The organism is Cryobacterium luteum, assembly GCF_900110125.1.
Lineage (GTDB): Bacteria > Actinomycetota > Actinomycetes > Actinomycetales > Microbacteriaceae > Cryobacterium > Cryobacterium luteum.
In genome coordinates this window covers 1-12,737 of record NZ_FOCN01000034.1, presented here as the reverse complement: position 1 = coordinate 12,737, position 12,737 = coordinate 1, and the positions used below count along the sequence as shown (strand labels likewise).

The 12,737-nt window shown below is 64.1% G+C and carries 12 protein-coding genes, 1 pseudogene and 1 riboswitch; of the genes and pseudogenes, 1 reads left to right on the top strand and 12 read right to left on the bottom strand.

What is annotated here, in order from left to right:
* From BMW72_RS17310 to BMW72_RS17290, 5 genes are all read right to left on the bottom strand, one after another.
* A partial coding sequence (locus BMW72_RS17310; protein ID WP_208598224.1) for a bifunctional hydroxymethylpyrimidine kinase/phosphomethylpyrimidine kinase occupies positions 1-185 on the bottom strand: 185 nt, incomplete at its 3' end.
* Positions 182-835, bottom strand: a complete 654-nt coding sequence (thiE, locus tag BMW72_RS17305; protein ID WP_166787802.1) for a thiamine phosphate synthase — start codon at positions 833-835, stop codon at positions 182-184. The genes BMW72_RS17310 and thiE, both read right to left, overlap by 4 nt.
* The gene (thiM, locus tag BMW72_RS17300; protein ID WP_092112762.1) at positions 832-1,638 is read right to left on the bottom strand and encodes a hydroxyethylthiazole kinase; all 807 of its coding nucleotides are present in this window, start codon (positions 1,636-1,638) and stop codon (positions 832-834) included. The genes thiE and thiM overlap by 4 nt, the downstream gene beginning before the upstream one ends.
* A riboswitch (TPP riboswitch) is annotated at positions 1,632-1,725 on the bottom strand. (Overlaps the previous gene by 7 nt.)
* 592 nt (positions 1,726-2,317) lie before the next feature.
* Complete coding sequence (locus BMW72_RS17295) at positions 2,318-3,808, bottom strand: catalase (RefSeq protein ID WP_092112760.1); 1,491 nt, start codon at positions 3,806-3,808, stop codon at positions 2,318-2,320.
* 27 nt (positions 3,809-3,835) lie between these two features.
* The gene (locus tag BMW72_RS17290; protein WP_092112766.1) at positions 3,836-4,270 is read right to left on the bottom strand and encodes a Fur family transcriptional regulator; all 435 of its coding nucleotides are present in this window, start codon (positions 4,268-4,270) and stop codon (positions 3,836-3,838) included.
* Between the two features lie 860 nt (positions 4,271-5,130).
* On the opposite strand from BMW72_RS17290, the pseudogene BMW72_RS17285 reads away from it, so the two are divergent.
* Positions 5,131-5,538: pseudogene (locus BMW72_RS17285) on the top strand (transposase); the annotation flags it as partial.
* Between the two features lie 14 nt (positions 5,539-5,552).
* Here BMW72_RS17285 and BMW72_RS17280 read toward each other — a convergent pair.
* Genes BMW72_RS17280 through BMW72_RS19555 form a run of 7 tightly spaced genes read right to left on the bottom strand, consistent with a single transcriptional unit; the run spans position 5,553 to position 12,581 of the window.
* Positions 5,553-6,698 (bottom strand): CaiB/BaiF CoA transferase family protein, encoded by a 1,146-nt coding sequence (locus BMW72_RS17280; protein WP_241984040.1) that lies wholly within the window; start codon positions 6,696-6,698, stop codon positions 5,553-5,555.
* The gene (locus tag BMW72_RS17275; protein ID WP_092112758.1) at positions 6,695-7,456 is read right to left on the bottom strand and encodes an SDR family NAD(P)-dependent oxidoreductase; all 762 of its coding nucleotides are present in this window, start codon (positions 7,454-7,456) and stop codon (positions 6,695-6,697) included. The genes BMW72_RS17280 and BMW72_RS17275 overlap by 4 nt, the downstream gene beginning before the upstream one ends.
* Entirely contained in the window at positions 7,453-8,652 is a 1,200-nt protein-coding gene (locus BMW72_RS17270) for a thiolase family protein (protein WP_092112756.1), read from the bottom strand. The genes BMW72_RS17275 and BMW72_RS17270 overlap by 4 nt, the downstream gene beginning before the upstream one ends.
* Before the next feature lie 54 nt (positions 8,653-8,706).
* Positions 8,707-10,278, bottom strand: coding sequence for an AMP-binding protein (locus BMW72_RS17265; RefSeq protein WP_092112754.1), 1,572 nt, complete (start codon positions 10,276-10,278; stop codon positions 8,707-8,709).
* 40 nt (positions 10,279-10,318) lie between these two features.
* Complete coding sequence (locus BMW72_RS17260) at positions 10,319-11,608, bottom strand: acyl-CoA dehydrogenase family protein (RefSeq protein ID WP_092112752.1); 1,290 nt, start codon at positions 11,606-11,608, stop codon at positions 10,319-10,321.
* Between the two features lie 2 nt (positions 11,609-11,610).
* Positions 11,611-12,102: an enoyl-CoA hydratase-related protein gene (locus tag BMW72_RS19560; RefSeq protein ID WP_277871565.1), complete on the bottom strand. Its 492-nt coding sequence runs from the start codon at positions 12,100-12,102 to the stop codon at positions 11,611-11,613.
* Positions 12,099-12,581 (bottom strand): enoyl-CoA hydratase-related protein, encoded by a 483-nt coding sequence (locus tag BMW72_RS19555; RefSeq protein ID WP_255576100.1) that lies wholly within the window; start codon positions 12,579-12,581, stop codon positions 12,099-12,101. The genes BMW72_RS19560 and BMW72_RS19555 overlap by 4 nt, the downstream gene beginning before the upstream one ends.
* Positions 12,582-12,737 lie beyond the last annotated feature (156 nt).

Sequence of the window (12,737 nt, the reverse complement as noted above, 5' to 3'; positions counted from 1 at the left end):
ACCGGCGGCACGTGCACCGAGCGCACACCGTGGGTGTTCTGCGCAACCAGTGCGGTCACCACGGCCATGCCGTAGCCCCCGTTCGCCGCAATGCTTTTGAGGTCAGCCTGGATGCCCGCTCCGCCGGTCGGGTCGGTACCAGCAATGCTCAGCACGCGGGCAATGCGGGGGGATGCGCCGGTCATGCCGTCGCTCCCCACGCTGCCCGCAATTCGCGGGCGGCGTGCTCGGGGTGCGGCGCCGCACAGATCGCCGACACCACCGCGACGCCCGCAGCCCCGCACTCACGGAGGGCGGCCAGATCGCGCAGGCCGACCCCGCCGATGGCCACGACCGGCAGCGTGCTAACCCCGACCAGGCGAGCGAACTCGACCAGCCCCAGGGCAGGGGGCGCGTCACTCTTGGTACGTGTGGCGTGCAGCGCGCCGATGCCGACGTAGTCGACCAGGGCCGGATCCTCGGCCGCGCGGCGCAGCTGGGCATCCGTCGACGCGCTGAGCCCGATCACCGCGTCACCCCCGACGAGGTCGCGCACCGCGCCAACGGGCAGGTCGGACTGCCCGACGTGCACCCCAGCCAGCCGGCGTCCGGCAGCACGGGCGGCCAGAAACACGTCGACCCTGTCGTTCACGATCAGCGCCACGGTGTCCGGGAGCACATCCGCGATGCGCAGAACGGTGTCGAGGAACTCCTGCCCGCCGGTCTCCTTCTCACGCACCTGCACGGCGCTCACTCCCCCAGAAACGGCGCGGCACACCACGTCCACGATGCTGCTACCGGCCGCGGCGGCCTGCGCCGAGTCGGTCACCAAGTACAGCGACAAGTCGAGGTTCATCGGAGCACCGCCCGGCGCGCGATGTCCTGCGCGCTGACGGTGGCCAGGGCGTCCACAAAGGCGACAGCGAAGCTGCTCGGACCGGCGGCGGACTCTGCCGCAAGCTCGGCCGCGACGGTGTAAACCATGGCCGCGGCCACCGTGGTGGCGAACCTGTCGTCGTCGACCGCGGCGAACGCAGCCATGACCGCGCCGAGGGCACAGCCCCCGCCGGTGACGCGAGTGAGCAGCGGATGCCCGTTGTCGATGCGCACCAGCTCACGGCCATCCGTGATGATGTCGACGGGCCCGGAGACGGCGATCACCCCACCGGTCATGCCTGCTAGTGCGTCTGCTGCGGCCAGTGCGGCATCCACCTCGTCGGACGAGTCGACCCCGCGCCCACCGGAGCCGGCACCCGCCAGCGCGATGATCTCCGACGCGTTTCCGCGCACCACCGTGGGTCGCAGGTCGCGCAGGGCGAAGGCCAGCGGCGTGCGCACGGGCAGGAAACCAACGGCAACGGGGTCGAGCACCCACGGTGTGCCGGCGTCGTTCGCGGCGGTGACGGCCTCGACCATCGCGTCGCGTTGTTCCACGGTGGGGGTACCGAGATTAACGAGCAGCCCGGATGCGACCCGCGCGAACGCGCCCGCCTCACCCGGAATGTCGACCATCGCGGGTGCCGCACCGAGCGAGAGCAGCACGTTCGCGGTGAAGTTCACCACAACACTATTGGTAATGCACTGCACGAGCGGCGGGTGAGACCGCACCCCGTCGAGAGCTGAACAGGTGAAAGGAATCAGGTCTTCTGGCGTGCGCATATGCGCGACATCCCTTCGCTAGTACTAACTAGATCAGGTTCAACGGGTGTTATCTCAGCTCCAGATGGAGCACCCCGTGTCACTTGGCTTACGGCCTAGCGTATCGCAGCGCCCTCGTTCTCATCCAATCCTGGACGCGGCCAAACATCCGCGCTCTCTGTTAGTTATGAGGCGCACAGGTGTACAAGAAGGCCAGCGACGCACTGTCTCAGAAAAGTACAGCTTTCCAAGACGCCAAGTGCGCCCGGATCTCGACACTCGATCCCGCGTATTACCGACGCAGCCGAACGTCTCGGAAAGACGTCTCACCCACTGCCCAGGGGCAGGCTCATTTAGGTGTCCGCAGGCGGCCAGCGAATCAGGTCTCTTCACGGCCACCTCCCAATTGGCCAACGAGCTGTTAGTCAATTACCCGGTGTTGAACGTCTCCCGGGGTGACGATGTGGGCGTCTTCTCCGGTGACGATGGGTTTAGCGTGTCAGGATTTGGTATCTGTTCGTCGGCGGCGTCAGGCTGACGATGTCCGGATAGACGAATAGGACCTGCAGCTCACCAACAACAGCTCAGTCGAGTGCACGGTCGAGGGATATCCGCTCGCTCCGGGGGCGGAGGGAGAGCGGCCTCGAAAGCACAACGGCCGGCTCCCCGAGGGGAACCAGCCATCGTGTGGTGCGTGGTGTTACTCGCCTACGCTCACGGGCTGGGCCTCGGCGTTGGCCGTGTGTGCGCCCGTGGTGAGGGCGTCCGTGATCTTGGCGCCCAGGTCGGAGTCGACCGAGGTCCAGTACCAGATGAAGCGCTCCTTGATGCGGTCGACGGTCAGTGCGCTGTACTGGCCCACGAGGGTCTCGAGCAGGCGGGCCTTGGCGCCGTCGTCGTAGACCTCGCGGTACAGCGTGCCCGCCTGGCCGAAGTCGTCGTCCTCGGAGTGCAGGGTCTGTGCGGCGCGAACGAGCTCGCCGTCGGTCTCCCAGCCACCCTCACCGGCGGCGACCGGGTCGGCGACGAGGCCGTCGTACGAGTTCGGCGCATACGTGCGCGCGGTCGCATCGCTGAACTGGTAGCGCATGTGGCCTTCGTGCTCATAGTTGTGCACTTCGGCAGCGTGCGGCTGGTTCACCGGGAGCTGGTTGTAGTTGGTCCCAATGCGGGCGCGCTGCGCGTCCGGGTAGGAGAACACGCGGGCCATGAGCATCTTGTCGGGGCTGATGTCGATGCCGGGCACGAGGTTCGAGGGCGAGAACGCTGCCTGCTCGATCTGAGCGAAGAAGTTCACCGGGTTGCGGTTGAGCGTATAGTGGCCAACCTTCACCAGCGGGTAGTCGGCGTGGGGCCAGACCTTCGTGATGTCGAACGGGTTGAATCGGTAGGTCTTCGCATCCTCGTAGGGCATGATCTGCACGAAGACGTCCCACGTGGGGAAGTCGCCGCGCTCGATGGCGTCGTGCAAGTCGCGACGGTAGTAATCCGCGTCAACACCGGCAATCTTCTCGGCCTCCTCAGCGGTGATGTTGTGTACACCCTGGCGTGACTTGAAGTGGTACTGCACCCAGTAGCGACCGCCTTCGGCGTTGATCCACTGGTAGGTGTGCGAACTGTAGCCGTTCAGCTCACGCCACGAGCGGGAGAGGCCGCGGTCGCCCATGAGGTAGGTGACCTGGTGGGCCGACTCGGGTGAAAGGGTCCAGAAGTCCCACTGCATGTCTGCGTCGCGCAGACCGGAACCGCCGAGGCGCTTCTGTGAGTGGATGAAGTCGGGGAACTTGATGCCGTCACGAATGAAGAAAACCGGGGTGTTGTTGCCGACAATGTCGTAGTTGCCCTCGGTCGTGTAGAAACGGAGCGCATAGCCACGGACGTCGCGCCAGGTGTCGGGGGAACCTTGCTCGCCGGCGACGGAAGAGTTGCGCTGCAGCACCTCGCTCTTGGCGCCAGGCTGGAACACGGCCGCGCGGGTGTACGCCGAGACATCTTCGGTGACCTCGAACTCGCCGAACGCTCCGCCGCCCTTGGCGTGCGGGTTGCGCTCCGGCACACGCTCGCGGTTGAACGCCGCGAGCTTCTCGACCAGTACGCGGTCGTGAAGGGCGGTTACGCCGTCGGGGCCGGTGGTGAGCGAGTGCTCGTTTTCACCGATGGGCGACCCGCTCTGAGTTGTAATGTTCGTCACAATATCTCCTTGACTGGTTGTTGCGGACTAGCTATTGGTCAGTTGGCAGGCGGGGCAGAGTCCCCAGAAGGTGACCTCTGCGGTGTGGATGGCAAAGCCGCTGTCGTGCAACGGGGTGAGGCAGGGTGCCTCTCCGACGACGCAGTCGACGTCCTGAACGGCGCTGCACCGGGTGCAGACGACGTGATGGTGGTTGTCGCCGGTGCGCAGCTCGTAGCGCGCTGAGGAGCGGGCGGGGGCGATCTTTCGCAGCAGACCGGCCGAGGTGAGGGCGGTGAGCACGCCGTAGACAGCCTGCAGGGAGGTGCCAGGCAGGTCGAGTTTGACGGAGTCGAACACTGTGTTTGCGTCGGCATGCGACTGGGATTCGAGAGCCTTGAGCACCGCGAGGCGGGACTCGGTGACCTTCAGGCCGGCACCACGAATGCTGTCGCTGAGCATCTTTGGAGTGGAGGTGATCATGGCACCCATGTTACCAATTGTCTTGAATAATTCAAGATTATGTGATGACTTATAAGAAGCCTCGGTTAGCTGTATTCGTTGCCTCATCTGAGAATCGCCGCTTCGGCGTGGTTGTTGAACGTCACCCCGGGAGACGTTCAACAACCAGTCAGGCCGCGTGAGCAGCGCGTGGTATCTAACGCGCGCGGACGCTTGATTGATAGCCCAGGTCTGTACTTCGAGTGTTTTCGTGTCGAGCAGTCCGCCAGCACCTTCGCCCCATTCGGCGCCGAGTATTTCGCTGCGAAGCCAAATAGGAGCACTAATTTTTCCGGGGCGGGTGAACATCTCATTGGCGGTGTGCCTAAAGTGATAGTGCCCAGAGAGCACGAGTCCACCGTCAGAAAGTACAGAGGTTGCGCGTTGAGTAAATACATCGCTTGCGGCTTCGGCGTGGTTGCGTCCCCCCGAGTGGATGCTCCTTTTGATGTCAAGCGGCCTTTGGGCGGGTTTCGATTGTCGGGATTGGTCGTCGAGCCAGGCGCTGAAGGTGGTTTCCAGGTCGGTGTCGGCGCGTTGTCCTATCTCGAGTCGACGTAAGCGCCGCTACGGGAGAGGGTGTCAGATGGTCTGTGTAAGGGGTTGCGGATCTATTTGAAGGAGTGACACTAATGGTCATGACAGAACGAAATGAGAAGCTGAAAGCACCGAAGTCCCCGGCCCAGCGTGCGGCCGCCGATGCGATCAAGGAGTTGCGCGGTAGCGGCGCTCTCGATGGTCTCTTCGCGAAGATCGATGCCGGCACGATGCAACTTACCGGCGAGGGCGGGTTCGTGCCCGGCCTGATCAAAGCGGCCCTCGAGCGCGGGTTGCAGGCCGAGTTGACCGAGTTCGCGGCGTCGCCGCGGGGCGTGAAATACCCCACGGCCGTCAAAACGTTCGAAGATGCTTGGGAACGTTTCACCCCGTTCCTCGCGTTTCCGCCCGAGCTGAGGCGGGTGATTTACACGACGAACAGCATCGAATCGTTGAATTTCCAACTGCGGAAAGTGACCAAGAATCGCGGCCACTTCCCCAACGACGACGCCGTGATCAAGATGCTCTGGCTCGCCATCTGCAACATCGAAGACAAACGAGCCCGCGACCGAGCCAAGGAACGAGGTCGAGCCGCAGGCGTCAAACGCAACGCCGAAGGCCGCCTCGTCGAAGGCCAAGTCACCACGAATTGGAAGCAAGCCCTCAGCCAGCTCGTGATGATTTACCCCGACCGAATCAACCCCCACCTCTAACCAATTCCCGACACTTACACAAAAGACTTGACGGGCGCACCCCAACGCGCCAGGGCATCTGCGATCGGGGCGTGCGCGTTGAGCGGTGACGGGGGCACGGCGGGCGGCGTGCGCGAGAACCGCGGCGCGGGCATGGGCTGGTCGATGCCCGCGATGGTACCGATGACATGCCTGGCCATCAGCTGCGGATGGAGGCGGGCCTCATCGAAGCTCAACACGGGTGTCACGCAGGCGTCGGTTCCGGCGAACGCCTCCGCCCATTCGTCACGGCTGCGGCTCGCGAACGCACCCGCGAACAATTCACGCAGGATGGGCCACAGTTCTCGGTTCCACTGTTCGGCGGCCAGCTGTGGTTCTAATTCGAGGCCGAAGAGGAGCTGGGCGAAGAACGGAGGCTCGAGTGCCCCCACCGCCACATACTTGCCGTCGGCGCAGCGGTAGGTGTCGTAGAACGGGTGGGATCCATCGGCGAAGTTGTGGCCGCGCCCCTCCTGCCACGTTCCGTGAGCCCGCATGTTCCACATCATGTGCGCGAGCACGCTGGCTCCGTCGGTCATGGCGGAGTCGATGACCTGACCTCGTCCTGAGCGTTGCCTCTCGGCCAGCGCGGCGAGAACGCCCACGACGAGAAACATTGACCCGCCACCGAAGTCGCCGACGAGGTTCAGGGGTATGATCGGGCCGCCGTCGGCTGGCCCGATGGCGTCGAGGATTCCGGTGACAGAGAGGTAGTTGATGTCATGCCCGGCGCTGTGGGCGAACGGCCCGGTTTGCCCCCACCCGGTCATTCGCCCATAGACCAGGGCAGGATTCCGTCCAAGACATATGTTCGGTCCGATCCCGAGCTTCTCCGCCACTCCGGGCCGGAAGCCCTCGATGAGAACATCGGCGCGATCGACCAGGTCGAGAACGTGCTCGCGCTGGGTGATATCACGGAGATCGACCTGCAGCCGGGTTCGGCCGCGGAGAGTTGTGTCGTTTTCTTTCGGGTAGACGCCCAGGTCCACTGTCCGCTCCCGTTCGATACGAAGCACGTCGGCACCCAGATCGGCAAGAATCATCGCCGCGTGTGGCCCTGGCCCAATGCTTCCCACCTCGACGACGCGGATCCCGACGAGCGGCCCAGCGGTGGGAACCTGCGTCAACGTGGGCGTCGTCACCGTGGCGCCATCCGGATGGCGCCATCAAGACGGATCGTCTCTCCATTCAGTAGGGGGTTCTCGACGATGTGCCGCACCAGTGCTGCGTACTCCTCTGGCTTGCCGAGGCGAGACGGATGCGGGACCTGCTCGCCCAGGGACCTGCGCGCCGCCTCGGGAAGCCCCGCGAGTAACGGTGTCTCGAAGATGCCTGGCGCGATTGTGACGACGCGGATCAGGAAGCTGGCGAGCTCGCGTGCTGCCGGGAGGGTGAGCCCGACGATGCCTGCCTTGGATGCGGCGTAGGCGGGCTGGCCGATCTGCCCATCGAAGGCCGCGACGGAGGCGGTGTTCACGATGACGCCGCGCTCTTCGCCGACTGGCTCAGTTGCAGCGATGACGGCGGCGCCGATCCGGAGCACGTTGAAGGTTCCTACTAGGTTGATGCGCACGACGCGTTCGAAGGTCGCGAGATCGAGGGGACCCTCCCGCCCGATGATCTTGCCTGGCGTGGCGATTCCCGCACAGTTCACCACGATGCGTACGGGGCCGAGCTCTGACGCAACCTCGAACGCAGCTTCGACCAGAATGGGATCGGTGACATCGCCTTCGGCTGCGCGGGCGCGTTCGCCGAGGACTTCCGCCTCGGCCCCCGCTCGCGTGCCAGGAAGATCGAAGAGTACGACGCTCGCTCCGGCGGCGTGCAGTGTCTTCGCGGTGGCGAGCCCCAGTCCGGATGCTGCGCCCGTGATGAGCGCGACGGATCCGTCAATGTTCATGATGGGATCCTCTCGATGATGGCGGCGTTCGCCATGCCCTGTCCCTCGCAGATAGCGATCAGTCCGTAACGACCACCCGTGTCTTCGAGAACGTTGAGGAGGGTAGTGATGAGCCGCGTCCCGGTCGAGCCGAGTGCATGTCCAAGGGCAATGGCGCCGCCGCGCTGATTGAGTTTGTCGGGGTTAGCACCGATCGTTTGTAGCCAGGCGAGGGGCACGGGGGCGAAGGCCTCGTTCACCTCGTAGGCGTCGATATCGTCGATGCTCAGTCCGCTGCGGGCCAGCACCCGCTGGGTAGCAGGGATGACGCCGGTGAGCATTTCGATCGGATCGGATCCGACGACAGCGACCTCGACGAATCGTGCACGGGGGCGTAGCCCCCGCTCGGCGGCCTTCGCGGCGCTCGCGAGGAGCACGGCGCTCGCCCCGTCTGTCAGGGGTGACGCGTTGCCTGGCGTGATTTGCCAGTCGATCTCGGGAAAACGCCGGGCGTACACCTCGGAGTCGAAGGCGGTTTTCAATCCGCCGAGTCCCTCGATTGTCGTGGTGGCGCGGATTGTTTCGTCACGATTGTGCACGGCCGTCGAGCCGTCGGCGCGCGTCACGATCACCGGTTGAATCTCGCGGTCGAACAAACCCTGGTCGGCGGCCTGCGCGGCGAGGCGGTGCGAGCGCGCCGCGAATGCGTCGATGGTGGCGCGGTCGAGGCCCCACCGCGCCGCGACCAGCTCGGCGGAGATTCCCTGGCCGACGAGCCCACCCTCGAAACGCTCCCGAATGCTCGGCCCGAACGGGTCCTGCCCCAGCGTCGCGTAGTTGATCGGGAATTTGCTCATCATCTCGACGCCGCCCGCAATCACGATATCGTAGATCCCTGCGGCGATGCCTGCAGCGGCGAAGCTTGCCGCCTGCAGGCTGGACCCGCACTGTCGGTCGACGGTCGTGCCGGGCACTGTGACGGGCAGGCCCGCAGCCAGGGCGGCGTTGCGGGCAATGTTCAGACCCTGCTCGCCGAGCTGCGCGAGGCATCCGATGATGACGTCGTCGATGGCTGCAGGGTCGAAGTCGTTTCGGGCCACAAGGGGACGTATAACGTCGGCGAGCAGCTCGACCGGGTGGTAGCTCGAGAGCGCACCACCGGCCTTGCCCCTGCCAGATGCGAGGCGCAGCGCATCGATAATGAAAACATTCTCCAATGAGTTTCCTTTCTTGGGGCCGCCCAGGTGCGGCCCGGGGGACTGGTCGGTGGGCTACGCGGTGACGGGCGCGTTGTCCTCGATCTGGCGCAAGAGGTGCCGCTGCACCTTGCCACTCGGGGTCTTGGGTAGGGCGTCGACATAGAAGATGCGGCGCGGATAGGCGTGGGCCGCGAAGCCCTCCTTCACAACCTGCTTCAGCTCTTTCGTGAGGCTCGCTGAGCCCTTCGTCCCATCGGCGAGCACGATGTAGGCGACGAGTGCCTCACCAAGCCGTTCGTCGGGTTTGCCGACCACGGCCGTATCGACGACTCTGTCGTCACTGAGGAGCACGCTTTCCACCTCGAATGGCCCGATGCGGTAGCCCGCCATCAAGATCACATCGTCGGAGCGTGCGGCAAAGAAAAAGAAGCCATCGGGGTTCTCCTGTGCGACATCGGATGTCCGGTACCAATGTCCGTCGGGTGTGAAGCGCTCGCTCGTCTGTTGCGGAGCATTTGCGTAGCCCGTGAACCAGTACAGCGGGCTGTTGCGTACGTCGAAAACGATCTCGCCGTCCAGCACGGTGGCCGTGAAGCCGGGCAGCGGCTGGCCCATCGACCCGTGGATGATGTCCGCAGAGACGTCATCGTGCCAACCATTGCCGATGACCATTCCGAGTTCGGTCTGCCCGTAGTGGTCGCGTACCTCCAGCCCCCATGATTTACGCGACCACTCGAGGATGTCGTCGGTCAGTGGCTCCCCGGCCGACGAGGCTCGCCGGGGGGTGAGTCCCTGCGCCTTCGGCTCACGAATGAGGGCTCGGAAGATCGTCGGGGCGCCCGCGAAGTTGGTGACGCCGAATTTCCTGATCACCTCCGCCGTCAGTTCGGCACTGAAGCCAGCCTTCACGAGAAGGTTGCGTGTGCCCTCGGCCAACACCGCGATGATACCGATGTAGAGACCGTACGCCCAACCAGGGTCAGCGACGTTCCAGAAGACGTCGTCCTTCCTGACGTCCAGTCCAAAGTGCAGATAGGAGCGGAAGGATGCCACGGCGCGCAAGGGTACGGGCACTGCCTTCGGGGTCCCCGTGGTTCCGCTTGTGAAGATCTCGACGATAACGCCGTCGTTGCCCACAGCGACCGAATCGAACTCGGGTTCATTCTCTCGCAGGAGTCTCTCGAACTCGTCGCCTGTCTCGATGATGGTCAGCCCTTCGAGCGACTCCAGCTTGGAGCGCTGGCCCGGATCGACGACGACGACCCGCGTGCCACTGGCCGACAGACGCAGGTCGATGGCGGGCGTGGCGAAGGCAGTGAAGAGGGGAACATGAACCGCTCCCACCCGCCAGATCCCGACTAAGGCGACGACCAGGTCGCGGCTCTTGCCACTCAGGGTCGCAACCTTGTCATCACGCCCGATGCCGAGCGCCGTGAGCGCATTCGCGAATCGCTTGGAGTCCGCGGCAAGTTCCCCATAGCTGAGATCCTTCGCGTTAAGCTCACTGTCGATCACCGTGAACGCCACCGAAGCGAGGTCATGCACATCGCAGAGGAGATGTGCCGCAGAAGCGGTCGGGTCGTCGTACGCCTTCAGGTAAGAGGCGACGGTCTCGGCGGCGCGGTTGTGTGTTACTTCAGTCATTGTCAGTTCTCTTTTCTTGACGTGTCGTCGTATGTTGGTGTCACACGAACGCGGAAATACCGGTGATGGCCCGCCCGACGATCAGAGCGTTAACCTCGTAACTGCCTTCCCAGGAGTAGACCGCCTCGGCGTCTGCGAATATCTTCGCGATCTCGAAGTCGGTCGTGACTCCGTTGCCACCGAGGATGGATCGCCCCAGGGCGACCGTTTCCCGCATGCGTGTCGTGCCCATTGCCTTGGCAAGCGCAGCCTGATCCATGGTGAGGCTGCCCTCTTCCTGCAGCCGTGCGATCTGCACGAGGAGGGAGAGGGTCAGGTTCGCATTGCCGATCATTCGCACCAACTGTTCCTGGATGAGCTGGAATGAGGCGATCGGTCGACCGAACTGCAGGCGCTTGACCGCGTACTCCCGTGCGACGTCGAAGGCCGCAAGCTGGATGCCGACGGACTGCCATGCCACCCAGACGCGTGATTTCAGGAGCAATCCGTTGGTGTCGATGAAGCTTTTCGTTCCGGGTAGCCAGTTCTCGAACGGGATGCGCACGTTGTCGAAGGTGAGATCCGCGTTCTGCACGATTCGGACCGCAATCTTGTTCTCGATGAGCTTGGAAGAGAAACCGGGCCGATCCTTCTCGACGATGAATCCCTTGATCTGGTCGTCGGCGGTATCCCTCGCCCAGACGAGTACGTAGTCGGCGAAAGTCCCGTTGCCGATCCAGCGCTTCTCCCCGTTGATGATCCACTCATCACCATCGCGGGTGGCCGTCGTGGCCATGCTGCGGGAAATGTCGGAGCCGTGGTCCTTCTCGGTCAGCGCGAAGCATCCGATCTTCCGGAGCGAGATAAGGTCGGGCAGCAGCCGTTCCCGCTGCGCGTCTGAGCCGAGGAGTTTGACTGCGGAGGTGAACAGCTCGCTGTGCACCCCAAGAAAGGTGGCGATCGAGAGATCGGCGCGCACCAACTCCATACGGGCGAGGCCCGCAAAGAGGGAGCTGTCTTCCTCAAGGTGCAGGCGCACGAGTTCGCGTGCACCCAACTCTGGTACGAGTCCAAAAGGGAACGCCCCGCGGTTCCAGTGGTCGACGGCGAGCGGGCGGATCTCGTCTTGGAAGAATGCGCGCAGTTCGGCGAGGCGTTCCCGTTCCTGCCGCGGGAGGAGTTCGGTCACGAATAGAAGATCGGCGTCTGGGTAGGGCAGCAAACGGTCAGCCGGTTCGTGGTCGGGTTTCTGGTTCTGGTCCTGGTCCTGGTCCTGGTTCTGGTTCTGGTTCTGGTTCTGGTTCTGGTTCTGGTTCTGGTTCTGGTCGAGTGTCGTGTTCAGGATGGTCATATTCATATTCCTCTCCAAACGGGTGGGCGTTTTTCCGCGAACGCCGTGGTACCCACCGCGGCGTCCGTAGAGGAAAACACACTGTCAATTTCTGAGTCGATCGCATCCCACGGCTTCGGCTCCCACGCCGACGCGGTCACGGTTTCGTGGATGAGCCGCTTCGTGCTCTGCACGGCGAGCGGAGCGTATCCCGCGATGGTACGCGCGAACTCGAGAGCTGCAGCCAGAAGATCATCAGGGGGTACGACGTCATTCACGAGGCCCCATCGAGCCGCCTCTTGGGCCGCGACTGGCGCGCCGGTGAGTGCCCATCGGGCGGCGATCTTCGGCGGGACCTGCTGTGCGATCCGAGGTAGGCCACCCCCCGCAGCGAACAGTCCGTGAGTGACTTCCGGTAGCCCAAAGAACGCGGTTTCGCTGGCCACGATCAGGTCGCAAGCGAGGCAGATCTCCATGCCACCCCCGAGGGCGAAGCCATTGACAGCGGCGATCATCGGCTTCGCCGTGAAGTGGCGAACGAACCCGGCGAAGCCCACTCTGGTCGGTGTGTGGGCGTGACGGATCCGCCGGAGGCGAGGTTCTTGAGGTCTTGGCCCGCGCAGAATGCTGAACCCGCACCGGTGATGACGGCGACGCGAAGGTCCGGATCGGCGTCGAAGGCCTCGACGGCCTCGCCAAGGGCCAGGGTCAACTCAGGGTTGATCGCGTTCCTGGCCTCCGGTCGGTTCAGCGTGATGAGGAGCACATGGCCGAACTGCTCTACCCGAACGACGCCATCGTGGCTGACGCGCATGTCCTGGGTCACAGTGCGCTCTTCGCCGTGGTTCCAGCCGTGATCGTGATCGTCACCCGAGCCGGTGCTGGCGGTGGCGGTGGCGGTGTTGCCCGCCTGGTGCGTACGGAAGTCCGCATGGACATCTCCCTTGACGTCGATTGGGTCGGCACCGGGAGCAGCCCGGAACTTCTGGTTCACACTATGTGAACCGAAATGATGCCGGCACCCTCCAAAGGAGGTGGGTGGCTTCCGCCGCTCTCTAGCTTTCTTGGGGGCCAGAAGTCGGGCGTTTGTACCGAGTTTTAGGCAGCGTTAGCCATGTGGGCGTCGTTGAGGTAGCTGTCGATGTGTTCC